The organism is Pseudoalteromonas sp. NEC-BIFX-2020_002, from assembly GCF_013002825.1.
GTDB classification, from domain to species: domain Bacteria; phylum Pseudomonadota; class Gammaproteobacteria; order Enterobacterales; family Alteromonadaceae; genus Pseudoalteromonas; species Pseudoalteromonas neustonica.
Window position 1 is genome coordinate 36,056 of sequence record NZ_JABEPJ010000014.1, and the last position, 24,396, is coordinate 60,451.

Genomic DNA, 24,396 nt, shown 5'->3' on the forward strand with positions numbered 1-24,396 from the left:
GACGAATTAGTATTCTAAGGAGCCAGCCCACGTGGCATTACCTAATAAAGTTAAAAAGCTACTCAGCGATGCTGAGTTGCTCACCGATTACAAAGACTGCTCTAATTATTTTTATAAATGGTTACAAAACGAGTTTTCAAAACAACCAGTCGGTAATTTAATTAATGCCCGGGCTGAGTTTATCGATCGGTTACTAATAAAGCTTTTTCATGTTTATGATTTAGCCCATGAGCCAGATTTAGCCCTGATTGCCGTTGGTGGGTATGGCCGCGGTGAATTACACCCCTATTCTGATATCGACTTTTTATTACTTGTTACACAACAACCTAGTGAAGCAATTTGTGAAAAAATTGGTCAGTTTGTCACTATGCTGTGGGACCTTAATTTAGAAATTGGCCACAGTGTACGTACCATAGAACAAGCTATTGAACAAAAACGTGAAGATGTTACGTTTGCCACAAGCTTGCTTGAAAGCCGGCTATTGTTTGGCAATCATATAGAGTATGAAAAACTTAAAAATCATATCCTCGACACCCCTGTTTGGCACTCTGATGAATTCTTTTTGGCTAAAGTACAAGAACAACAACTACGCCATAAAAAATGCCATGGCACAGCGTATAACCTAGAGCCAAACATTAAAGAAAACCCCGGTGGTTTACGTGATTTACAAACTATCATTTGGGTTGCAAAAAAGCACTTTAGGGCTGAAACCTTACAAGAGCTTATTAGTCACGGTTACCTGACTCACGAAGAATACCAAGAGCTACTTGAGTGCTTAGAAAACTTATGGAATATTCGTTTTGCACTGCATTTAGCTGCAGGGCGATCAGAAAACCGCTTATTATTTGACCACCAACCACTGGCTGCTGATTTACTCGGTTTTGGTAGTGATGGCAAAGCGTCTGTTGAGCGAATGATGAAGCGCTTATTTAGAATAATGAGCCGTGTTCGTGAGTTAAATCAAATGCTATTGTCGTACTTTGAGCAAAGCATTTTACCGGAATCAAGCGAGCAACCGGTTATTGAACTTGACCGCAACTTTGAGCGCATTGGTCATCAAATAAGAGTTAAAAACCCATCAGTATTTTTTCGCCGCGATCAGCTCTTCGTCTTATTTGAGCATATTGCCGATAACCCAACAATGACGCACATTTATCCAAGTACCATAAGAACAATTCGCCAAGTGCGTCGTCGTCTATTAGGTGACTTACAAGATTACGCGGCCTGTAGAGAAGCCTTTCTGCGCCTTGTTAAACATCCCAATGGCATGGGTCGTGCTTTTACGTTAATGCACAAACATGGCATGTTAGCGGCTTATCTCCCGCAGTGGCGTAACATATTTGGACAAATGCAGTTTGATTTATTCCACGCTTATACCGTAGACGAACACACGCATAAACTTATCAATAATATTTATCAGTATTTTGATAAATCAAGTGCCAACAAATTTCCAATTTGTTGTGAAATTGTCACACGTATGGATAAACCCGAGCTGTTATATCTCGCAGGGATTTTTCATGACATTGCCAAAGGTCGCGGTGGCGATCATTCTGAACTTGGCGCTGTTGATGCCATTGCTTTTGCTAAGTTGCATAACTTCACAAACTCAGATGGTAAGTTAATAGCATGGCTAGTAAGTAACCACTTACTTATGTCAGTTACTGCGCAACGTAAAGATATAAATGATCCTGATGTGATAAAAGAATTTGCCACACGGATAAAAAACGAACGTCAACTTGATTACCTTTATTGCCTAACCGTGGCTGATATTCGCGCGACCAATGACAACTTATGGAATGACTGGAAAAATACGCTACTACGTGAGCTTTACTTACACACGCAACGCGCATTGCGATTAGGGCTTGAAAACCCAATGGATCAGCGCGACCAAATTCGCGATAAAAAGCATCAAGCAAAACAACGCCTACTTAATCATGGCTTTGGCGAAGAACAAATAGATTTAATTTGGGCCCGCTTTAAAGCAAACTACTTTACCGCATTCAGTGAGCAACAAATCTCATGGCACAGTGAGCATTTGTTAAAAGCTGATTTAAGCCAACCCAGTGTTGTGGTATCTAATGAAGCCATGCATGGTGGCACACAAGTATTTGTTTACAGCCCCTACTCGGGTGGTTTATTTGCCCGTTTAGTGAGTGTGATTGGCTCAAAAAAGGCACAGATCCAACATGCACAAGTACTTACCACCCGCGATGGTTATGTCTTGTTTAGCTTTGTAGTACTTGAAGTAAGCGGTGAGCCCATTGCCAGCGGCCGTGCGCAATCAATTAAACGCGGTCTAGATTTGGCACTTGCTGATCCAAGAAAGAAAATTCGTTTTAAAAAGAATCGCTCGCAACGCTTTAAAGATTTTAATATTAAACCAAAGATAATTTTACGTCCTCATCCGCGTAAAGATCGCAGTTTAATTGAAATTCAAGCCGTAGATATACCTGGTTTATTGACCAAAATTGCTGAAGTATTTCAAGCACATTTATTACACATACACGCCGCACGGATCACCACTGTGGGTGAGCGTGCAGAAGATTTCTTCGTAGTATCAAACAACGAATACCAAGCCCTTACGGACGAAGAACAAGCAAAAATTCATCAAGCATTGCGTAAAAAACTCAACGCAGAAACAGAATAAGAGGACCTTATGTCAGATTTAAAAACCATGATTGAAAACGCCTGGGATAACCGCGATAACATCAGCCCAAGCACAGTATCAAATGAAGTTAAACAAGCCATTATTGATGCACTTGAGCTGCTTGATAGCGGCGCTGCACGCGTTGCTGAAAAAATCAGTGGTGAGTGGGTTGTCCACCAATGGTTGAAAAAAGCCGTGTTACTGTCGTTCCGTATTCGCGATAACCAACCAATGCATGACGGCGTAAACCAGTTTTACGACAAAGTACCGCTTAAATTTAGTGACTACACGCCAGAGCAGTTTCAACAAGGTGGCATGCGCGTAGTACCAAATGCAGTCGCGCGTAAAGGTAGTTTTGTAGGTAAAAATGTAGTGCTTATGCCATCATACGTAAACATTGGCGCATACGTTGATGACGGCACCATGGTTGATACATGGGCTACTGTAGGCTCGTGTGCACAAATTGGTAAGAACGTACACTTATCTGGTGGTGTTGGTATAGGCGGCGTTTTAGAGCCGTTACAAGCTAACCCGACCATCATTGAAGACAACTGCTTTATTGGTGCACGTTCTGAAATCGTAGAAGGCGTTGTTGTTGAAGAAGGCGCTGTTATCTCAATGGGCGTTTACATCAGCCAAAGCACGCGTATTTACGACCGCGAAACTGGCGAAATCCACTATGGCCGTGTTCCAGCAGGCGCAGTTGTTGTACCAGGTGCATTACCATCAAAAGATGGTAGTCACAGCTTGTACGCTGCAATCATCGTGAAAAAAGTAGATCAACAAACCCGTGAAAAAGTAGGTATCAACGCCCTGCTTCGTTCGATAGACGAATAAATCATAGCTGTAAGCTTTCAGCCGTCAGCGATCAGCTGATTTGAGTTAATCGTAAGTTGGTATGAAGTAACACCCGCTCACAGATTATCTTAAGTTTAGAATATCAACTGAACTTTATTTGTATTAAAAAGCCCTAAGTATTGCTGTTTAGGGCTTTATTTATATTCGCTACTAATCACTCTTTTCAAAATTAACACCACTTATAACTTACCGCTTAAAACTTAAAGCTCCTCTCTACCACTTCGCATAGTGATCTTCGGTAAAGCCCCATTCGCCATTGAGTGTGATAACTTCGTCTGGGAGGATTATTTCACCATAGTAACGGCCGAAGTGTTGAGTAAAGTTGCTGGCGATGATGAGTAAGTTGGTTTTATCTTGGCGTTTACCAGCGGGTTCAAAGGTTAGATTTATAATACCGTCGTTTGAGCGTAGCCGCCATTTACTCGTTGCTTTAGCATTACCATAACGCTCAAATTGAAAATCGACCATATCAATTTTATAAAGCGTGCCATCGAGCCACAAGGCGTTTTCGGTAAAACCTGTTTCAATAACCCCTGCACTTAAATTTAAACCTAAACGGCGGCCATCGGTTAATATGCAGGCTAAACTCCCCCAGTTCCAAAATGTTTCTCGGCGCATGTAACCTGCGCTCCAATCTACACTTGCGAGTGAGTTATGCGTTTGAAGATCAAATAAACGACCACGCCACTTCACGGTTCCATCACATGGAAGCGCTGCGCTTTTCTGAGTAAAATGAAACCCTGTAAAACCCGCGCGAACACATACGGCAAGCGAATTGTAATTAGCTGACTCATCTATGTTGGCATTAATTTTAAGCCCTGATTTTAAATCAACTTTCACATTGCGTATGCGCGGATCATTCGTTGTCTGAATCACTACGCTGTTACGCCCTTTTTGAAAGGTAGCTTGCCCTGTATTTGGTGTCGGATCTATACACGTATTTAAAGAGAATAGGTTTATAAAGCTATATTCATCAAACTCTTGGGTGTTTGGGTCATATATGTATACAAAGCAATTGCTGGCTATTTTTAAGTCAACAATTGCTAAACCAATAATTAACTGACCACTGGTAAAACTAATAAACTGAAATTGATTAAATCTTAACTTTTTAAAAAGTGTATTACTGGGTTTACCCATTGCGCTACGAAGGTCAAAATCCATATAATTGATATTATCCACTCCATCTGGAAAAATACCAAAGTGGGCTTGTCCATGTTGATTAATCAACTCTTTTTTAGCCATGTAGAAAGCTTCCTTTAGTATCTAAAAATACAATCATTCGCTTAAAGCTTGCGCATTATACCCAAACCACCTCAAGATGCAGAATTCAGCGTTTCACAGGGACTTAATATCAAGGCGTTACTTTGCGAGAATGGTAGTCCATTTTAAGAAGTAACAACGATGAGAGTCAGTGCCTGTGAAACGCCCAAAGGGTTGGTTTAAAAGCGATTTATACGGCGTTAATGATTTTAACAATAGAACCACTATTACTTGCAATCAATGCCTTGCCTAAATCGCTTTTAATTCCAACTGAAACTTGTATATTGAGGTGGTTTGGGTATACAACCAAACCCACTCAGATCAATTTGTTTAATTTTCTCACCTTTATCACTTTGGCCGTTATACGTGATGATCAACGTATTTGCTTTTTCTTTAAATGTAAAAGTGCCAAGCCAGTCGAGCGTCACGATAGGTTGAAGTGTATAAAAACCGGTTGAATCGGTACATTGATATGAAAAGTAATGAGTCGCTTTGCCAAACGCGCCTACATCGGACGTATAAACACTAATGTTTCCTTGTTGTTTATAGTCGTCGGCCTGAGTTCCTACTACTACATACAATACACTAATCACAGTAAATAAAATAAACTGAATACCTGCCAAAATAAATATACCGACATCAACTACTTTTAAAAACCACGAACGCGGCGCATCTATATAAATTTGACAGCGGGTATGATGTATAAGAAAAAAGCCGCCCATAATCACAAGGGCTAACTTGATAGGTATTAAATACGCACTAAATAAATACATACTTTTTGCGCTATGCCATTGCAGGCCAAAGGCGGTAGGTATAAGTAAACTATCAATTAAAGGAGCTAATATCAGTAAATACGCGATAATGCGTTTTTTATCTTTAATCATTTATAAGCGTTGGTAATAAATCATGTTATTGAGTGTACAAATAAAAACAGCCAATAAAAAGCCCGCTAAGTTAAACCTTGCGGGCTTTTTATTATAACAATTAGTATAAGTAATTAATCGTCTTCAATGTTGTCTAATCCCTTAGTCCCTTCTTTAGCTTTAAGCTTATGATGTATCGCGGATTTTATAAGCATATACCCACTGATAGGCGCTGTGATCAATAAAAATATCGTGATCAACAGTTCTTTAACACTTATACCATCTTGAGTGTTGCTAAAAAACACCATAGCTCCAATGAGTACTCCAGCCATACCGAGTGTGGTCGCTTTTGTTGGGCCATGTAGACGCATAAAAAAATCAGGCATTTTAATAAGGCCAATTGAGCCTATTAAAATAAATGCGCCACCAATAAGTAATAAAATAGACACTACCCATTCACTGTACATACGTTTTCCTTATTCGATGATGTCGCCACGTAACAAATATTTACATACCGCTACGGTGCTTACAAAGCCGAGCATTGCTATCAATAGCGCTGCTTCAAAGTAAAGCCCAGTACCCATGCTCATACCATATAAAATGATCAGTGCTATGGTATTTATATACATAGTATCAAGCGCTAAAATTCTATCTGGTACTGACGGACCAACAACCAAACGCCATAAATTGAGTAATAGCGATAGGCCAATCATTGCAAAGACGATTAAGAACACCGTTTCTAACATTGAAATATCTCCTTCAGTGGCGCTTCATAACGTTTTTTAATTGTATTGATAAGCTCTTGTTCGTCATTCAAATCTAATACATGTATTAGTAAATAACGTTGCTTTGGCTTCTCACCTTTTGGCAGTGATTCTGGAATTGGATACACTTCCGCACTTACTGTTCCCGGGGTTAGCGATACAGTGCTTGCCAAAATAGTAATAGGCATTGAGTGGCTTAAATCTAAAGGAACTTTAACAAACGCAGGACGTAATTTTTTAGTCGGCCCTAGTATCAGTAATGCCACCTGTAGATTAGCAGTAATAATGTCATATAACACAATAATTAGCTGCTTTAGGGCTAACCCTGGCTTAATGATCAGTGGCTGTGGGACACGAAATGGAAATGTCGCCAATGGAATTAAAATAGCAAAAACCGTAGCCAATACTAAGTGCCCAGCAGATACACTATTATTAAGTAACAGCCATACCACAAACAATAGACCACTACGAAAAGGCGTTGGCAACCAACTAAAACGTGATTCTAAACGCATTATGAACCTCCCCCAAGTACAGTGTTAATACCACCGGTAATATCATGTAGCTGCGTAGCAGCAGCGATCATATATTCACTCACTGGACCACCAAATATAACTAATAAAGGCGAACATATTAATAAACCGATTACCGCAATGATTTGTAGTGGCTGGGCTTTTACGCCTTCAGTTAACTCACTATCTTGGTGTTTACGTTCCCAAAACAGACTAGTCCCAGCACGTGATAATGCCACCAACAGCGCAAAACTGGCAATTAAGTAAACAGGCCAAAACAACAGTGCTTTTTCACTATCTAATGCTGTTTTTAAAATCCACACTTTACCTACAAACCCTGAAAGTGGCGGCATGCCGATCACACTCAAAGCGGCAATAATAAAACAAGCACCTAGCAATAGAGGTTGTCCTACCGCTCGCCCTGCTGCAAAACGATCTGCGACTTTTCCGCGTTGATGAGAAATTAAATCAGCGATTAAAAATAATGCCGCACACACTAACGTTGAATGTACTAGGTAATACAATAATGCAGCAGTAGCATTAATATTTTGAATTGCCACTAAAGCCACCAACGTACCAACCGATACGATCACCAAGTTAGCGGTGAGTTTACGCAAATCTTGAGCTGCAATAACACCGATTGCACCCGCAATAATTGTTGCCACAGCTAATCCCCACAACCAAGGTTGTGCCATGTGGGCAAGTTGCCCTGCTTCATCGCCAAAAATAACCGTATATACGCGTAACATTGTATACACGCCTACTTTCGTCATTATCGCAAATAACGCAGCCACTACGGGCATTGCACTAGCGTAAGTATTAGGTAACCATAAATGCAATGGCAATAACGCGCCTTTGAGTGCAAAAACAACAAGTAGTAATAAGCCACCTATCTTGGCTAGGTAGACATCATCACCTTGCAACTGAGACATTTTTTGCGCCATATCGGCAATATTTAATGTTCCCAGTACACCGTATAAAATACCAAGTGCAATCAAAAAAACACTAGAGCCAATTAGATTTAAGCTAACGTACTGAATGGCTGAACGGGTCTTATGTTTATCACCGTCATGCATCAATAATGAATATGAGGCAATTAATAGTACTTCAAAAAATACAAATAGATTAAATAAGTCACCTGTTAAGAAAGCGCCATTAACACCCAGTACAAGGAAATGTACTAATGGGTGAAAAAAGCCTCCTTTCTCGTCATCACCTACACAGCTATATAAAGTAACAACCAAGCCTAAGAGTGAAGTAAGACACACTAATAACACAGAGACTAAATCAGCAACAAGTACAATACCAAATGGCGCTTGCCAATCACCAATGGCATAAACAATGATGCCTGAATGCAACACTTCCCATAATAAGAACGCACTCACTAACGTACTTAGAAAAGCCATAAATACAGAAGCTACACGACGAATTGGAATACTTTTTCCACACGGTGGTAGCAGTAAAATAACCCCAGCCAACATAGGTAATAAAATGGGCCAAGAAGCAATGTGCTGAATCATTTGTGCTCCTTATGTTCAATTTTTCCTAAGTGACCATCAACATGATCATTGCCTAAATCTGCACGGCCACGAATTGCAAGTATCACAACAAATGCGGTCATTGCAAAACCTATTACTATTGCTGTTAATACCAGAGCTTGTGGCAGCGGATCTGCATAATCAGCACCGGTACCTAATACTACTGCTTTATTAATAGTTAAACGCCCTGACGAGAATAAAAACAAGTTCACTGCATATGAAAGCATTGTAAGCCCTAATACAACCGGAAAAGTCCGTGCTCGTAGGATCAAATAGACCCCACAAGCGACTAATACACCAACGCATGATGCGTATAACAATTCCATTAAATATTTACCTCATTTTTTGGAGTATCGGCTGTTAATTTACCTAAACTGGCGAGAATCATTAATGTCGCGCCCACAACCGTCAAATACACACCTAAATCAAATATAATGGCACTTGCCAATTCTGTTTTGCCCACAAATGGGAAGTCAAAATAATCAAACCATGTTGTTAGAAAAGGCCTATCAAATGCCCAACTACCCAATCCAGTAAACATTGCGATAGCAATACCTGAGGCGATAATTTTACGGTAATTAACATCAAAGCGTTCAGTGATCCAAATAGAGCCGTGAGCCATATATTGCAAAATAAATGCAATAGCGGTTACCAAGCCTGCGATAAATCCACCACCAGGTAAGTTATGACCACGTAAAAAGATATATGCTGACACTAATAGGGCTAATGGTAATAAGCTTTGTGAAATACTTGCTAATAATAGTGGGTGGCGCTCACGTGCCCATGGGCGACCTTCGCTATCACTTGCTGGCATAAATAAAGGTAAGTTAGTAAGTACTTTATAAATACCTAATGCAGCAATACCTAATACCGTGATTTCACCGAGCGTATCAAACCCCCTAAAATCGACAAGAATTACGTTCACTACGTTTGTACCACCACCGCCAGTTTTAGCATTAGCAATAAAAAAGTCTGATATTGACTCAAGCGGCCTTGTTAATAACGCATAACAAATACTCGCTACAACAACTCCCATTGCAGAAGCAATACTTAAATCACGTATTACACGTAATGAGCTTGATTCTTTTGGTGTACGCTGTGGTAAAAAGAACAATGCTAGCATCAGCAGAATCACCGTAACTACTTCGACTGTTAGCTGTGTTAGTGCTAAATCAGGTGCTGAGAAACGTGTAAACGCCACTGACACCATCAACCCAACAATTGACAACATTAATAAAGATACCACGCGTGAGCGATGCCAAATTACGGTGCTAATTGCACCTATAATCAACAGCCCAGCGCCAATTGCATTATGAAAATCGATCGGAGTACGCGGCGCTGTGCCTGCCAGTGCTTCCATTTCGAATAATGGCCAACCCGCGCACAATAACACCACGCCTAACATTACAACAATGTAGCGTTGTAATGAGCCATTCTCTACACTGCGTACTTTATCTCGACTCCATTTAATAATGTTATAAACAAAACGTTCAAAAGTTTTCTTGGCATTTAATGGCGGCAATGACGCCTGGAATTTAAACAAATGTTTACGCTGAATATAAATAAACACGCCACCCACTACAGCCATCGCGCTCATAAGTAATGGTAAATTAAAGCCATGCCAAATTGATAATTTAAACTCTGGTGTAGCCTCTCCAAGCACCGCTAATGACGCCGCTGATAAAATACCGTCAACCACAAAGTGTGGAAACATACCGACCAATAAACACAACACAACCAGAATTTCGATTGGTACACGCATATAACGCGGTGGTTCGTGCGGTGTTTTAGGTAAATTAATTGGGTCACCATTAAAAAACACATCGTGAATAAAGCGTGCAGAATAAGCCACAGAGAAAGCAGCCGCTAGCGTTGCTAACACAGGGATAAGCCACGACATTGAGCCTAATATCTGTTGGTGTAGCGTTTCTGCAAAAAACATTTCTTTTGACAAGAAACCATTTAATAACGGTACTCCTGCCATTGCAGCGGCTGCAACCATCGCAAGAGTGGCGGTATAAGGCATAAAACGCCACATTCCGTTGAGCCTGCGCATATCACGCGTGCCAGTTTCGTGATCGATAATACCCGTGGCCATAAATAATGACGCTTTAAAGGTCGCATGGTTAATGATATGAAATATCGCCGCGACAGTGGCAAGCTCAGTATCCAAACCAAGTAACAGTGTTATTAAACCTAAGTGACTAATCGTTGAGTACGCCAATAGCCCTTTTAAGTCATGCTTAAATAAAGCGATATAAGCACCGACTAATAACGTTGCTAAGCCAGTCATGGCGACCAAGATAAACCAGGTATCAGTGCCCGCCAGTGCAGGGTAAAATCGTGCTAATAAAAAGATACCGGCCTTAACCATTGTTGCCGAATGTAAATATGCACTAACTGGCGTCGGCGCAGCCATTGCATGTGGCAGCCAAAAATGAAACGGAAACTGTGCAGATTTAGTGAAGGCGCCCAACAATACAAGTACTAATGCAAGCTCATATAAATCATGCGATTGGATCAACGCTTTGCTAGCTAAAATAACATCTAAATTATAGCTACCAACTATATCACCTAGCAATAACAAGCCACCAAGTAACGCTAAGCCACCTGCACCTGTAACGGCCAGTGCCATACGAGCACCTTTTCGCGCTTCAGATTTATGCCACCAGTAACTAATTAATAAAAATGAGCTGATACTGGTCAATTCCCAAAATAACCAGAGCTGGATGACGTTATTTGACATAACAATACCCAGCATTGCCGTCATAAACAGCATTAAATAGCTGTATAGCTTAGGCATTGAATCATTACTACTTAAGTAATAACGGGTATAAAAAATAACGAGTAAGCCAATACCTAGAATCATAAAAATGAACAGTAAGCTTAAACCATCTAAACGAAAGGCTATTTCCATGCCAAGAGCGGGGATCCACTGCGCGGTAAAGCGAATCGTCTCACCAGCCAAAACGGCGGGCGTATGATAAATCGCAATTGCTAAAGCGCACAGTGGCGCCATCATAGTAAGGCTCGTAGATTGGTTACGAGTCAATTTGCCGGTGCATGAAGAAATAACACTGCCAATTAAGGATAGCAAGGGTATCCAGAGCAAAGTCATAGTGAGAAACCTTTTAAAGTCATAAGAATATCAATACGTCGCTAGTTAATTTTAGTTGTGTACTGGTCATTGTGAATGGTTATTTATTTTTGCTTATTAAAACAATTATAGTGGGTATAGTTATACTGATCAGGGATCATTTTGTCTATAGTGAGGGCACCTACCCGCCGTTATTTTGAACAAATTTAACGTCGATTTTATATTATTTACAACTTTTATGCCTATTCGTTTTATTTATCATTTTATCTAAAAAGAAATTTTCTCTTCAAGCTGCGTGAAATAATCACCAAAACGTATCGGTTGCTCTGCTGGGTTTGCTATTTGCTTTAACCATAATTGCTGATATTGTTGCGAGAGTGGGATCTGTTGATATTGCATTATTGACCAATTTTCGCTGGGTTTATACGCTTTTATTGCTGTCTGACAACTATCACTTTGTTGCCAACCAATAGGCGGCGCCACTCCATTTGCAATAAATAAGTTTGGCGCTACAAAGCCTTTTTGCTGGCATAACCATGCTTGCTTAGTTGCTGGTAAAACGTACTCATCTTCAAAACCACTGAAATGCATGAGCTCATGTAAAAATAATCCGTAGTGACTCGCTGAATTTAGGTGCATGATTCCACCACTGACGTTACCTAAACCACTGCGTGTCATCATCACAATAAAGTCAAATCCAGTTGGCCATACTTTATTGTTAACAAGCGGCCGCCAATCGCATCGTGCTGCATGCTCTGGATGTTGTTGACAGTTTATTGAGTCCCCTAAGTAAATGGGTTTACTAAAACAAAAGCTTCCTGCTCTTGGTTGAGGTTCTATTTGATAGCGGGTTTTAAATATATTGAGTTGTGCTAAGCCTTGGCGATGATCTGTCATCATCAGCACATTAAACTCACAATGCGATTGTGCTTGTTGCTGTGCAAAAGATAATAAAAAACCCTCATGGCTTGCAAAGCGTTGATCAATACTCGCTGGCGCCGCACTATATTGTAATTTTAATTGCTCTGCTGCATCGCTTTCAGGCAACAACTGCAGCTGTGATAATGCGGTTAAATCGTCCCAACGCTCTAATTTCAGCAATAACGCACTGAGTTTACGGCGTTTATCAGCATTTTGTTGGGCAGCGCTCGCTCGCCAAAAAGGTAAGGCAGATTGCCCCTTACCATTTTTTAATAAGCGTAATGCCCAAACAAACTGTGCATCAGCTTCACCGCTCAAAGCTAATAAATATAATGTAGGATCGGGCAAAGAACTCAACAGGGATTTAAAATCATCAGCAAAGCGGTAATAGTTTATAAAAATCGAAGTCGGGGTATGTTTTACATGCCAAAAAGCAAGAGCGTGATGCTGATTCACCGAGCTAGGTAACCCTCCAAAGCTCAGTATAACAACAACGCTGATTAGCCATTTAACTAGCGTTATCACCAGCCATTAACTCAAGCTCTAAACGTGCATATTTATATTCAACAAATTCATGGACATTAGTTGCAAGTGTTAACCTAAAAAAGTCTGCTGCTTGATAATTAAGCCCTTCTGCTTGATACATTTTTGCAAGATAAAAATAAGCCTCACATAAACGTTGAGCATATTCTTGCTCTGACTTTACACCTTCGCTGATGGTTGCCAAAAAAGAATGTTCGCTCATATCACCTAAATACAATGAAATTAGCCCATAAGCCCACTGGCTATCGTCTAGTCCTTGTGCATTTGCTTTTAGATTTGCAAGAGCTTTTATTGGTTCATCATCAGCTTGCGCAAGATAAAGCCATAAAACACGATATGGGTCACTTGGTGCACGGGCTAAAAACTCAGACAGATCAGCCGATGCTAATACAGGTCTGTTTCCATAATAGAGCGCAATACCACGATTCAAATATGCATATTCATGCTGTTCATTGAGCTCTAGTGCAGAATCAAAAAGTTCGTAAGCTTTTTCATATTGCTGCATCAAGGTGTGGTGAATACCTAAAAAGTTATACACCTCAGCCAAGTTGGGCTTTAATTGTACAGCGCGATTAAAATCAATACGTGCCAGCGTCGGCATCCCTAAGCTATCGAATAATACTCCACGGTCGTAATATAACTTAGCTTGTTGTTCTGGCTCTAAATCAGTACGATTTAATAGCTCTGAGTAACGCGCTATCGCTATTTCACTACGAAAATCAGACGCTAAAGGAGCTGTAAAAGGGACGTTTACAATTGGCGTTGGTTCAGCTTGAGACGTTGACTGACAAGCGCTTAAAGACAAAACAGCAAACGATGCTAAAGCGATGTGTTTAAGTATCATTAAAATCCTTAATACCTAGATAAGTAGCAAACAGATAAGACAAGTGCTATCCAAAGAGGTTTCATTAAAGCATAAAAAAAGAGGCTATACAGCCCCTTTTTTATGCTATCCAGAGAATATCTGGATTAAATATCAACAATTAAGCGTCAGTAGGTGCGTCAGCTGCAGGTGCTGCTGATTCCATTGCTTCTTTGATACTTAGACGTACGCGACCTTGGCGATCTACTTCTAGTACTTTAACTTTAACTTCTTGACCCTCAGAAAGGTGATCAGCAACGTTATTTACGCGCTCAGTACTAATTTGAGAAATATGTACTAGACCATCTTTACCAGGAAGAATGTTTACGAACGCACCGAAATCAACGATACGTACAACTTTACCTTCGTAGATAGTACCTACTTCAAGCTCAGCTGTTAATTGCTCAATGCGGCTAATTGCATTTGCTGCGCTTTCGCCGTCAGTTGCTGCAATTTTGATTGTGCCATCATCACCGATTTCAATCGTAGTACCTGTTTCTTCAGTAAGTTGACGAATAGTTGCGCCGCCTTTACCGATAACTTCAGCAATTTTCTTCTGTGGTATCTTCATTGTGTAGATACGTGGAGCAAACATTGAAAGTTCTTCAGACGGTGCAGAGATTGCTTCGTCCATCACACCTAGAATGTGTAAACGTGCAGCTTTTGCTTGTTTAAGCGCAATTTGCATGATTTCTTGTGTGATACCTTCAATTTTGATATCCATCTGTAGTGCAGTGATACCTGCAGCAGTACCCGCCACTTTAAAGTCCATGTCACCTAAGTGATCTTCATCACCTAAGATGTCAGAAAGAACAACGAACTTCTCATCTTCTTTAACTAGGCCCATCGCGATACCCGCAACAGAAGCTTTGATTGGTACACCTGCATTCATAAGTGCAAGTGAAGTACCACATACAGAGGCCATTGAAGATGAACCATTTGATTCAGTGATCTCAGATACAACACGGATTGAGTAAGGGAACTCAGTCAATGTTGGCATTACAGCTGCAATACCACGCTTAGCTAGGTTACCATGGCCGATTTCGCGACGCTTAGGAGAACCAACAAAACCAGTTTCACCTACGCAGAACGGAGGGAAGTTGTAGTTAAGCATAAAGTGGTTTTTGTGCGTGCCAGTTAAATCGTCGATTAACTGTGAATCACGCTCTGTACCAAGTGTAGCTGTAACAAGTGCTTGAGTTTCACCGCGCGTAAAGATTGCAGAGCCGTGAGTACGTGGCAATACGCCAGTCATTACGTCTAGTGCACGGATCATATCTGGTTCACGACCATCAATACGTTTCTCGCCAGAAGCGATACGGCCACGAACGATTTTCTTCTCTAATGAACCGAATACTTTACCAACTTCTTGCTTGTCTAGAGACTCGCCTTCAGCAAGTTCAGCTGTTAATACTGCAACAACTTCATCTTTAGCTACGCCAAGTGCTTCTTTACGAGCAACTTTATCAGTGATGCGGTAAGCTTCGCCTACTTTCTCAGCTGCAATAGCGGCTACTTTATCTTCAAGCGCTACGTTTTTCGCAGGTGCAGTCCAATCCCATGTAGGCTTACCTGCTTGTGCTTTAAACTCTTCAATTGCAGTAATGATCGCTTGAGATTGCTCATGACCATATACAACAGCACCAAGCATTACGTCTTCTGCAAGTACGTTAGCTTCTGACTCAACCATAAGTACCGCTTTATCAGTACCTGCTACCACTAAATCAAGTTGGCTTTCTTCAAGCTCTTTTAATGTAGGGTTAAGTACATATTCACCGTTGATATAACCAACGCGAGCAGCACCAATTGGACCACTGAATGGGATACCTGAAATAGCTAACGCCGCTGAAGTACCAATCATCGCAACCATATCAGGTTGGATTTCAGGGTTAACAGAAACAACAGTAGCAATAACTTGTACTTCGTTTACGAAACCGCTTGGGAAAAGTGGACGAATTGGACGGTCAATAAGACGTGCAATAAGTGTTTCACCGTCGTTAGGACGACCTTCACGCTTTAAGAAACCACCAGGGATACGACCAGCAGCGTACATACGCTCTTGGTAGTTAACTGTTAGCGGGAAAAAGTCTTGGCCAGGTTGCGCTTCACGCTTACCAACAACAGTTACTAAAACTGATGTATCACCAATGCTTGCTAGTACTGCGCCGTCAGCTTGACGTGCGATAGCACCTGTTTCGATGGTCACTGTGTGCTGACCTAGTTGGAATTCTTTAATAATTGCTTGCACTTAAAATGTTCCTTAAATGTGTTCTAATAAGTTGTCATCAAAGTACCAATTACAGTACATAATTGTATTCAGTTGGAAATCAATTAAGTACTACAATTGGCAATGATGCGAATAAGCGTAGACAAACCTTTTTATCTACGCGCGTAGTATATACCAAAGCCACATAAAAATGCGAGTCTAGCGACTAGATAATACAGACTCTTGATGTCACTTTACTTACACGCATAGTCCAGAAGTTATGATGGGGATTTCAACTTACTTTTCAAGCGTTTTAGGATAAAAGCAGCAAAATATTTGACAAATTTTAGGCACAAAAAAAGGAGCTAAAAAGCTCCTTTCTATGTAATCTAGTTCTTAGCGACGTAGGCCAAGTTCTTGGATTAACGCAGTATAACGTGCAATGTCTTTACCTTTAAGGTAATCAAGCAGTTTACGGCGAGTGCTTACTTTACGAAGCAGACCACGACGTGAGTGGAAGTCATGCTTGTGATCAGCAAAGTGACCTTGAAGCTTGTTGATATCAAAAGTTAAAAGTGCAACTTGTACTTCAGGTGAACCAGTGTCGCCTTCAGCGCGTGCGAATTTTGCAATGATATCGATCTTTTCTTGATTACTTAGTGACATAATAACTCCAAAAATAAAATTTAAAAGGTGTCTTAGCCGATCACTAATTCAGCCAAAACGATTAAGCGGGCGTATTCTACCAAGTATGGGGATAACTACAAGTTAATTATCCCCACCTATGGCTAATAGCCAGCTTTAAATAACAACTTTAGCTATTCAGGTTTTACGTAATCATCTTGCTGACTGGCAAGTCCACGCTTCACTTTTAAGTGACCATTAGCATTCGCTTCGCCTGTACCGATGAAAACACCATCAGCCAATACCTTAATTGAACCATCAGGTAACGCTATTGGTAATTCGACCGCCTGCCCGTGACTAAACACAGAGCCTTGCGCTTTCGTTATTTCAACAACCGGTAAATCAACTAACGCAGTATCAATTGGTAATAGCAACGCATCTAAATAAGTTGAAAGAACAATTTCTTCACTTTTCGCTTTTGCAAGTAGCGCTTCAACTTCATCCAAGGAGACCATTTTATCTGCCGGGTACTGACCAACAGCGGTTCTGTGTAGCATAATAACATGTGCGCCACAGCCTAAATTTTCACCTAGATCGTCTACGATGGTACGAATATACGTCCCTTTTGAGACGTGGGCCGTCATTTGAATTTCATTGCGCTGTTCATCAAATTCATCGAACGTTAAGCTAAACACATTTATTTTTCTGCATTTACGAGGTACTTCAATCCCTTCGCGCGCATACTTATATAAAGGTCGCCCTTGATACTTAAGTGCTGAGTACATTGACGGGTATTGATCAGACTCGCCAACAAATGCGGCAATTTCTTTTATCAGTTGCTCACGCGTCACATTGACATCTTTGGTACTGACAATTTCACCATCAGAATCAGACGTTGTAGTACGCTCGCCTAATTTGGCGCGCACAACATAGGTTTTGTCAGTATCAAGTAAAAACTGCGTGAACTTGGTAGCCTCACCAAAGCAGATCGGCAGCATACCCGTTGCAAGCGGGTCAAGAGCACCTGTGTGCCCCGCTTTTTGTGCAAAATAAGCACCCTTAGCTTGCTGTAATGCTTTATTTGATGAAATACCGTGTGGTTTGTTTAACAACAAAATACCGTCAACAGGACGGCCTTTACTGCGCTTTGCCATCTGTATTTGTGCCTTCTTCGCTATCTGTTTCGTCATCTACTTGATTAACGTCATCAACGCTATCAGCTTCGTCATCTACATGCTTAGCATTGTCTTCACGAATGATTGAATCCACTAAGTTAGAAATGCGCATGCCTTCCATCAGTGAGTTATCAACTACAAACTTCAGCTCCGGCATAATACGGGCGCGAATACGTTTACCCAATAATGAGCGGATGTATCCTGTTGCTTCGTTTAATACGTTAGCACTTTGCTTCGCTGCATTTTCATCTTCTATATTAAAAACAGTAATGAATACTTTAGCGTAAGACAAGTCGCGTGATACTTCTACAGCCGACACTGTCACCATGCCTAAGCGTGGATCTTTTATTTCACGTTGCAATATAACAGCAATTTCTTTTTGAATTTGCTGAGCAACACGATCAGTACGAGAAAATTCTCTCATTATACTTTACTCTAAAATTATAACTCATTGAGAAATATAAATAAGTTATTTAAATAATGGATACACAAATGGGGGCTAAGCCCCCATTTATAATCTTAGCTTACGAGCAATTAAAGAGTACGTTGTACTTCAACTGTCTCGAATACTTCGATTTGGTCACCAACGCGAACGTCGTTGTAGTTCTTAACGCCGATACCACATTCCATGCCGTTACGAACATCAGCAACATCGTCTTTAAAGCGACGCAGTGACTCAAGCTCACCTTCGTAGATAACCACGTTTTCACGTAATACACGAATTGGCGCGCTACGCTTAATCGTACCTTCAGTAACCATACAACCAGCGATAGCGCCAATTTTTGGTGACTTAAATACGTCACGTACTTGAGCAAGACCAATGATCTCTTGCTTGAACTCAGGTGCTAACATGCCAGACATGGCTTGTTTAACTTCGTCAATCAAGCTGTAGATTACACTGTAATAACGTAAATCTAAGTTTTCAGTCTCAATCACTTTACGAGCAGATGCATCAGCACGAACGTTAAAGCCAACCACGATTGCGTTAGATGCTGCAGCAAGTGTTGCATCTGTCTCAGTGATACCACCAACACCAGAACCAACAATCTTCACTTTAACTTCATCTGTTGACAATCTAGTCAATGAATCAGAAATCGCTTCGATAGAACCCTGAACGTCTGCTTTAAGTACTACATTAACTTCAGACACATCGCCTTCAGTCATGTTAGTAAACATGTTTTCAAGCTTCGCTTTTTGCTGACGCGCTAACTTAACATCACGGAATTTACCTTGACGGTAAAGTGCAACTTCACGCGCTTTACGCTCATCTTTAACAACAGTTGCTTCATCACCAGCAGCTGGAATGCCTGATAAACCTAGGATTTCAACTGGGATAGAAGGACCTGCAGAGCGAATGTCTTTACCGTTCTCATCGCGCATTGCACGAACACGACCATACTCAAGACCACATAATACAATGTCACCTTGATTAAGCGTACCTGATTGAACAAGTACAGATGCAACTGGACCACGGCCTTTATCAAGACGAGATTCAATAACAACACCAGCCGCCATACCAACACTTGGGGCTGTAAGCTCAAGTAGTTCAGATTGGTTTAATACCGCTTCTAGAAGCTCATCAATACCTAAACCAGTTTTAGCAGAAATATGCACGTACTGTGTATCACCGCCCCACTCTTCAGGAATAACGTCTAGTTGAGCAAGCTCATTCTTAACGCGATCTGGGTCTACGCCTTCTTTATCCATTTTGTTAACAGCAATGATTAAAGGAACGCCAGCTGCACGCGCATGCTGTACTGCTTCTTTAGTCTGTGGCATTACACCATCATCTGCTGCTACCACTAGGATTACAATATCAGTCGCTTTAGCACCACGAGCACGCATTGATGTAAACGCCGCGTGACCTGGAGTATCTAAGAACGTGATCATGTTGCCATTAACATCAACATGATAAGCACCAATATGCTGTGTGATACCACCCGCTTCACCTGATGCTACTTTCGCTGAGCGAATGTAATCAAGTGTTGATGTTTTACCATGGTCAACGTGACCCATTACAGTTACTACTGGAGCACGAGGCTCAGACTTACCATCTTCATGGCGGTCATTTAGTACTGTTTGCTCTAATTCATTTTCTTTAACAATGATAACCTTGTGACCCATTTCTTCTGCAACTAACTGTGCAGCTTCTTGGTCAATCACTTGGTTAATAGTAACCATGTCACCCATTTTCATCATTGTTTTAACAACTTCAGCGCCTTTAACTGCCATGCGTGATGCAAGCTCAGCGACTGTAATTGTTTCACTAATACGCACTTCGTTTTTAACATCAACAGTTGGTTTTTGGAAACCGTGCTGTAATGATGCTGGTGCTTTTAGCTTACCTTTTTTGCCTCTCGAAGGAGAAAACTTCTCTTTCGCTGGGGCTTTTTTCTTTTTCTTCGCACGGCGTGTACCTTGCTCATCACGAGCATCGGCAACATCTTCTGCTTCACGTGCGTAAGTTGAAGTCGTAAGATGGTGATCCGCTGTCTCTTCGCGTTTCTTACGTTCTTCTTCTTCTTTCTTCCAGCGTGCTGAGTTTTCTTCAGCTAGCTTTCTTGCTTCTTCTGCTTGACGTTTCGCTTCTTCTTCAGCTTTCTTCAATGCGGCCTCTTCTGCTTCTTTTTGCAGACGCTCAGCTTCAACGCGATCTTTCTCTGACTTAGCGCTTTGCTCTGGGGTCATCTGCTTCTGTTTTGCTGCACGTTCAGCATCTGCTTTACGTTTAGCTTCCTCTTTTGCTTTACGGTCAGCCTCTTCTTTGGCTTTACGCTCTGCATCTTGTTTTGCTTTAAGCTCAGCAGCTTCTTGCGCTGCCTTTTGCTCAACTTCACGACGAGCGGCTTCTTCAGCTGCTATACGTGCTTGTTCTTGCTCTTGCTCAATAGCGCTTTTCTTCACGTAAGTACGGGTTTTGCGAACCTCAACCTGTACAGACTTTGCTTGACCTGTAGAGCCAGTTACACTCAGTGTGCTTTTGCTCTTACGTTGTAAAGTCATACGTGCAGGGCCATCTGAGCCTGTGCCGCCATGTTGCTTGCTTAAGTGATCAAGTAACGTTGCTTTTTCAGCTTCAGTTACATTATCACCTGCTTGCTTAGTGATACCGGCTTGCGATAGTTGTTGAAGTAATTTATCAACAGTTGTACCAATATCCCCGGCTAGTTTTTCAACATTTACTTCTGCCATAGTCTCTAATACCTCCGTTAATAAATTACTCGTCTGCGAACCAACAAATATTACGTGCAGCCATAATTAGCTCACCCGCTTTCTCAGAAGAAAGCTCTGTAATATCTACTAATTCGTCAATACCTTGCTCTGCTAAATCTTCTAACGTAACAACCCCTTTGCTTGCCATAACAAACGCTAGGTGACGTTCTAACCCTTCAAGTGCTAATAAATCTTCAGCAGGCTCTGCACCTTCAAGGCTTTCTTCTGTTTTCAATGCTTTCGTTGTTAATGCATCTTTTGCACGCGAACGAAGTAAATCAACCATTTCTTCATCTAAACCATCAATTTCTAAAAACTCAGCAGCTGGTACATAGGCTACTTCTTCAAGTGTTGAGAAACCTTCATTAATAAGCAATGACGCAAAATCATCATCGATATCAAGGTTTTGTGTAAATAAGTTAATTAGCTTGTCTGACTCAGCTTCGTTCTTAGTACGCATGTCTTCAACTGTCATTACGTTTAATTCCCAACCAGTTAACTGGCTAGCAAGACGAACGTTTTGACCGTTACGACCAATTGCTTGTGCTAGGTTATCAGCTTCAACAGCGATATCCATAGAATGCGTATCTTCATCCATTACGATAGATGCAACTTCAGCCGGTGACATTGCATTGATAACAAACTGTGCTGGATTATCGTCATATAGTACGATATCAACACGTTCACCACCAAGCTCTGTAGACACAGCTTGTACACGTGCGCCACGCATACCAACACACGCACCAATTGGATCAATACGTTTGTCGTTAGATTTTACAGCGATTTTAGCACGTGAACCTGGATCACGTGCAGCGGCACGTAATTCAATCATCTCTTCGCCAATTTCTGGCACCTCAATGCGGAACAACTCCATCAGCATTTCAGGCTTAGAGCGCGTTACAAATAACTGTGCGCCGCGTGCTTCTGGTTTTACTTCGTAAAGTAGACCACGAATACGATCGCCTGGACGGAAGTTTTCACGAGGTAACATGTCATCACGGTAAATTACCGCTTCTGCATTATTACCTAAATCAAGCACGATTGCATCACGCGTTGCTTTTTTTACAACACCCGTTACTAACTCGCCTTCTTGATCTTTATATGCTTCAACTACTAATGCGCGTTCAGCTTCACGTACTTTTTGTACGATTACCTGTTTGGCCATTTGTGTTGTGATTCGGTCAAACTTGATTGATTCAATTTGCTCTTCAACAAAGTCACCCATTTGTAGATTTTCATCTTCAACTTGTGCAGCTTCTAATGTAATTTCGCTGTATGGGTTTTCAAGTGAACCATCTTCAAGTACTGGAGCAATCTGCCAACGACGAAATGTGTCGTAGTCACCCGTTTTACGGTCAATTGCTACACGAACTTCAATTTCGCCAATATGTTTTTTCTTAGTCGCTGTCGCTAATGCGAACTCTAACGCTTCGAAAATCTTTTCTTTTGGAACCGCTTTCTCATTGGAAACGGCTTCAGCAACCAATAATATCTCTTTTGCCATGGGTAATGCCTCGCTTGCCCTATTCCTTCGCACTCGTATTAAAACTTTGCGATGATGTTCGCACGTTCAACGTTGCTCAGCATGATTAGATGCTCAGCACCATCACTTGATAGTGTGATCATATCACTGCTAACTGATACTAAGTCGCCTTTAAAATTACGACGACCATCCTGTGGAAGTTTAGTACGTACGCGTACTTCCTCTCCTTGCGCCTTCTCGTAATGGTCTTGTTTGAATAATAGACGATCAACACCCGGAGACGACACTTCCAAATCATATTCGTTTGTAATTGGGTCTTCGACGTCTAAAATTGCGCTAATTTGACGACTTGCGTCAGCACAATTATCGACTGAAATCCCCGCTTCATGATCAATGTAGACTCTAAGCGTAGAATGGCGACCGGCTTGCACAAACTCAAGACCATGTAATTCAAAGCCTAACATCTCTACTGACGGTGAAAGCATGGTTAATAAATCTTGCTCAAGTTTTGTCACGAAAATCCTCCATACAAACAAAAAAAGGGCTTATAGCCCTAAAATACTTAACTTATTCCTTGGTATAAAACCAAGTGGTGCAGATACAACAACGCCCCGAACCAAGCGGGGCGTCACACCTAAAGCATAAAACTGTGTGGCCATGGGCCAAGCTTGGTTGCGGGTAGCTAAAGGCCACCTGAATAAGCACAACTGCTTAAACGCAAAACGCGCATTACATAGAATGCGCGATTTCAAATCAGTAACAAAAAATCGCTACTCAAAGTTGTGGTTGCGGGAGCCGGATTTGAACCGACGACCTTCGGGTTATGAGCCCGACGAGCTACCAGACTGCTCCATCCCGCGACAACTAGCATCAAGTGTCCTTGATACATATTTAGCAAAAGTAAGCTAAGCTAAACAATAGCGCCTATTATAAAGAGGGTTGCTGTAATTAGCAACCAAAAACTAGTAAAGAAAACACAATCGAAATCCATGGGATAAACACTCACGATAAACAACAATTATTGCATAGCATTGCAATAATCAAACCCAGTATCGTATCTCTCAATAAACAATTAAAAAGCAAATATCATCACAGCGTTGAGCAATATATATGACAAACCAATTGATGCCGTGTGATTACTGTAAGCTAATCATTTCAGAATGAAGTCTATCGATCTGACGCTGCTCTACGTCTATTAATGTATGATACTTAGATGTTACCGCCTCCATCCTTCTGGATAATGAATCATCATAAGTCGCATCCGTGATATTCGTTGGCTGTTCACTTACCTCATCCTCAAGCGCTGATATTTGCTGGTTCATGTTGATTTGATATGTATTTATTTTTGCCTGATGCCTTTGCATCTCTCGCTTAATTGTCTGTAAACGAATAAATGAATCTATACCTTTACTCTGTGGCGTTTGTGTACTTTTAACATCACTGTTTTGGTTTTCTTTTAAATGTTTTTTTTCACTGACTAAACGATCAATGTCATGCTGTTCACGTTCAATTAACACAGTAAATCGTTGTGAAGCGTTAGTCATTTGATTTGCTATTGCAATATCCTTTTTTGCACCCGATAAGTTATTAAGCTGCGCATCAGATTGATTTACTAACGCTGCAATTATTTTATTCATTTTAACGCTAAGTGTATCGATCTTATCTTGATGTTGTTGGATCTGCGCGTCAATCTGTTTCAAACGAATATAGCTATCAATATCAGGCTCCCCCGTTGCCTCCAGTATAACTTTTGGTGTAGGTACGCTTTTTTGTTCTTTTACAACAATAAACTCAGCATTTTCCCCGCATGGAAATTGACTAAATTCCACGACC

20 protein-coding genes and 1 tRNA gene are annotated in these 24,396 nt (G+C 41.0%); 2 read left to right on the plus strand and 19 right to left on the minus strand.

The window, feature by feature from the left end:
• Positions 1-31: 31 nt before the first annotated feature.
• Positions 32-2,647 (plus strand): [protein-PII] uridylyltransferase, encoded by a 2,616-nt coding sequence (glnD, locus tag HJP15_RS15450; protein ID WP_054206009.1) that lies wholly within the window; start codon positions 32-34, stop codon positions 2,645-2,647.
• A gap of 9 nt (positions 2,648-2,656) precedes the next feature.
• Positions 2,657-3,484 carry a 2,3,4,5-tetrahydropyridine-2,6-dicarboxylate N-succinyltransferase gene (gene dapD, locus HJP15_RS15455; RefSeq protein WP_054206010.1) on the plus strand — a complete coding sequence of 276 codons (828 nt, stop codon included), beginning with the start codon at positions 2,657-2,659 and terminating at the stop codon, positions 3,482-3,484.
• 234 nt (positions 3,485-3,718) lie between these two features.
• On the opposite strand, the gene HJP15_RS15460 is transcribed toward dapD, so the two are convergent.
• The 19 genes from HJP15_RS15460 to HJP15_RS15550 form a co-directional block, all read right to left on the minus strand.
• Positions 3,719-4,747, minus strand: a complete 1,029-nt coding sequence (locus HJP15_RS15460) for a DUF2804 domain-containing protein (RefSeq protein WP_054206011.1) — start codon at positions 4,745-4,747, stop codon at positions 3,719-3,721.
• 278 nt (positions 4,748-5,025) lie between these two features.
• Positions 5,026-5,649 (minus strand): hypothetical protein, encoded by a 624-nt coding sequence (locus HJP15_RS15465; protein WP_054206012.1) that lies wholly within the window; start codon positions 5,647-5,649, stop codon positions 5,026-5,028.
• Positions 5,650-5,762: 113 nt separating this feature from the next.
• A complete protein-coding gene (locus HJP15_RS15470) occupies positions 5,763-6,095 on the minus strand; it encodes a Na+/H+ antiporter subunit G (protein WP_054206013.1) in 333 nt (110 codons plus the stop codon).
• Between the two features lie 9 nt (positions 6,096-6,104).
• On the minus strand, positions 6,105-6,374 hold the full coding sequence (locus tag HJP15_RS15475; protein ID WP_016707651.1) for a K+/H+ antiporter subunit F: 270 nt from the start codon (positions 6,372-6,374) through the stop codon (positions 6,105-6,107).
• The gene (locus tag HJP15_RS15480; RefSeq protein WP_054206014.1) at positions 6,368-6,904 is read right to left on the minus strand and encodes a Na+/H+ antiporter subunit E; all 537 of its coding nucleotides are present in this window, start codon (positions 6,902-6,904) and stop codon (positions 6,368-6,370) included. The genes HJP15_RS15475 and HJP15_RS15480 overlap by 7 nt, the downstream gene beginning before the upstream one ends.
• Positions 6,904-8,421, minus strand: coding sequence for a monovalent cation/H+ antiporter subunit D (locus tag HJP15_RS15485; protein ID WP_054206015.1), 1,518 nt, complete (start codon positions 8,419-8,421; stop codon positions 6,904-6,906). The genes HJP15_RS15480 and HJP15_RS15485 overlap by 1 nt, the downstream gene beginning before the upstream one ends.
• The gene (locus tag HJP15_RS15490) at positions 8,418-8,765 is read right to left on the minus strand and encodes a Na+/H+ antiporter subunit C (protein WP_054206016.1); all 348 of its coding nucleotides are present in this window, start codon (positions 8,763-8,765) and stop codon (positions 8,418-8,420) included. Before HJP15_RS15490 ends, HJP15_RS15485 begins: the two co-directional genes overlap by 4 nt.
• Positions 8,765-11,557: a monovalent cation/H+ antiporter subunit A gene (locus HJP15_RS15495; protein ID WP_054206017.1), complete on the minus strand. Its 2,793-nt coding sequence runs from the start codon at positions 11,555-11,557 to the stop codon at positions 8,765-8,767. The genes HJP15_RS15490 and HJP15_RS15495 overlap by 1 nt, the downstream gene beginning before the upstream one ends.
• A 246-nt stretch (positions 11,558-11,803) precedes the next feature.
• The gene (locus HJP15_RS15500; protein WP_152960628.1) at positions 11,804-12,913 is read right to left on the minus strand and encodes a hypothetical protein; all 1,110 of its coding nucleotides are present in this window, start codon (positions 12,911-12,913) and stop codon (positions 11,804-11,806) included.
• 52 nt (positions 12,914-12,965) lie between these two features.
• Complete coding sequence (gene nlpI / locus HJP15_RS15505; RefSeq protein ID WP_054206019.1) at positions 12,966-13,844, minus strand: lipoprotein NlpI; 879 nt, start codon at positions 13,842-13,844, stop codon at positions 12,966-12,968.
• Positions 13,845-13,983: 139 nt separating this feature from the next.
• Entirely contained in the window at positions 13,984-16,110 is a 2,127-nt protein-coding gene (gene pnp, locus HJP15_RS15510; protein WP_054206020.1) for a polyribonucleotide nucleotidyltransferase, read from the minus strand.
• A gap of 354 nt (positions 16,111-16,464) precedes the next feature.
• Positions 16,465-16,734 (minus strand): 30S ribosomal protein S15, encoded by a 270-nt coding sequence (gene rpsO, locus HJP15_RS15515; protein WP_016707659.1) that lies wholly within the window; start codon positions 16,732-16,734, stop codon positions 16,465-16,467.
• Between the two features lie 152 nt (positions 16,735-16,886).
• Entirely contained in the window at positions 16,887-17,846 is a 960-nt protein-coding gene (truB, locus tag HJP15_RS15520; RefSeq protein ID WP_054206021.1) for a tRNA pseudouridine(55) synthase TruB, read from the minus strand.
• Positions 17,830-18,291, minus strand: coding sequence for a 30S ribosome-binding factor RbfA (rbfA, locus tag HJP15_RS15525; RefSeq protein WP_054206022.1), 462 nt, complete (start codon positions 18,289-18,291; stop codon positions 17,830-17,832). Before rbfA ends, truB begins: the two co-directional genes overlap by 17 nt.
• A 110-nt stretch (positions 18,292-18,401) precedes the next feature.
• Complete coding sequence (gene infB / locus HJP15_RS15530; protein WP_054206023.1) at positions 18,402-21,059, minus strand: translation initiation factor IF-2; 2,658 nt, start codon at positions 21,057-21,059, stop codon at positions 18,402-18,404.
• 25 nt (positions 21,060-21,084) lie between these two features.
• On the minus strand, positions 21,085-22,584 hold the full coding sequence (nusA, locus tag HJP15_RS15535; RefSeq protein WP_054206024.1) for a transcription termination factor NusA: 1,500 nt from the start codon (positions 22,582-22,584) through the stop codon (positions 21,085-21,087).
• A gap of 38 nt (positions 22,585-22,622) precedes the next feature.
• A complete protein-coding gene (gene rimP, locus HJP15_RS15540; protein ID WP_054206025.1) occupies positions 22,623-23,078 on the minus strand; it encodes a ribosome maturation factor RimP in 456 nt (151 codons plus the stop codon).
• 268 nt (positions 23,079-23,346) lie between these two features.
• A tRNA-Met gene (locus HJP15_RS15545) sits at positions 23,347-23,423 on the minus strand.
• A 276-nt stretch (positions 23,424-23,699) separates the two neighbouring features.
• Positions 23,700-24,392 carry a hypothetical protein gene (locus HJP15_RS15550; protein ID WP_170174093.1) on the minus strand — a complete coding sequence of 231 codons (693 nt, stop codon included), beginning with the start codon at positions 24,390-24,392 and terminating at the stop codon, positions 23,700-23,702.
• Positions 24,393-24,396: the final 4 nt, after the last annotated feature.

Bases quoted from the DNA above. Each gene is read 5' to 3' on its own strand.
- dapD (WP_054206010.1), top strand. From the start codon at position 2,657: ATGTCAGATTTAAAAACCATGATTGAAAACGCCTGGGATAACCGCGAT.
- HJP15_RS15460 (WP_054206011.1), bottom strand. From the start codon at position 4,747: ATGGCTAAAAAAGAGTTGATTAATCAACATGGACAAGCCCACTTTGGT.
- HJP15_RS15465 (WP_054206012.1), bottom strand. From the start codon at position 5,649: ATGATTAAAGATAAAAAACGCATTATCGCGTATTTACTGATATTAGCT.
- HJP15_RS15470 (WP_054206013.1), bottom strand. From the start codon at position 6,095: ATGTACAGTGAATGGGTAGTGTCTATTTTATTACTTATTGGTGGCGCA.
- HJP15_RS15475 (WP_016707651.1), bottom strand. From the start codon at position 6,374: ATGTTAGAAACGGTGTTCTTAATCGTCTTTGCAATGATTGGCCTATCG.
- HJP15_RS15480 (WP_054206014.1), bottom strand. From the start codon at position 6,904: ATGCGTTTAGAATCACGTTTTAGTTGGTTGCCAACGCCTTTTCGTAGT.
- HJP15_RS15485 (WP_054206015.1), bottom strand. From the start codon at position 8,421: ATGATTCAGCACATTGCTTCTTGGCCCATTTTATTACCTATGTTGGCT.
- HJP15_RS15490 (WP_054206016.1), bottom strand. From the start codon at position 8,765: ATGGAATTGTTATACGCATCATGCGTTGGTGTATTAGTCGCTTGTGGG.
- HJP15_RS15495 (WP_054206017.1), bottom strand. From the start codon at position 11,557: ATGACTTTGCTCTGGATACCCTTGCTATCCTTAATTGGCAGTGTTATT.
- nlpI (WP_054206019.1), bottom strand. From the start codon at position 13,844: ATGATACTTAAACACATCGCTTTAGCATCGTTTGCTGTTTTGTCTTTA.
- rpsO (WP_016707659.1), bottom strand. From the start codon at position 16,734: ATGTCACTAAGTAATCAAGAAAAGATCGATATCATTGCAAAATTCGCA.
- truB (WP_054206021.1), bottom strand. From the start codon at position 17,846: ATGGCAAAGCGCAGTAAAGGCCGTCCTGTTGACGGTATTTTGTTGTTA.
- rbfA (WP_054206022.1), bottom strand. From the start codon at position 18,291: ATGAGAGAATTTTCTCGTACTGATCGTGTTGCTCAGCAAATTCAAAAA.
- infB (WP_054206023.1), bottom strand. From the start codon at position 21,059: ATGGCAGAAGTAAATGTTGAAAAACTAGCCGGGGATATTGGTACAACT.
- nusA (WP_054206024.1), bottom strand. From the start codon at position 22,584: ATGGCAAAAGAGATATTATTGGTTGCTGAAGCCGTTTCCAATGAGAAA.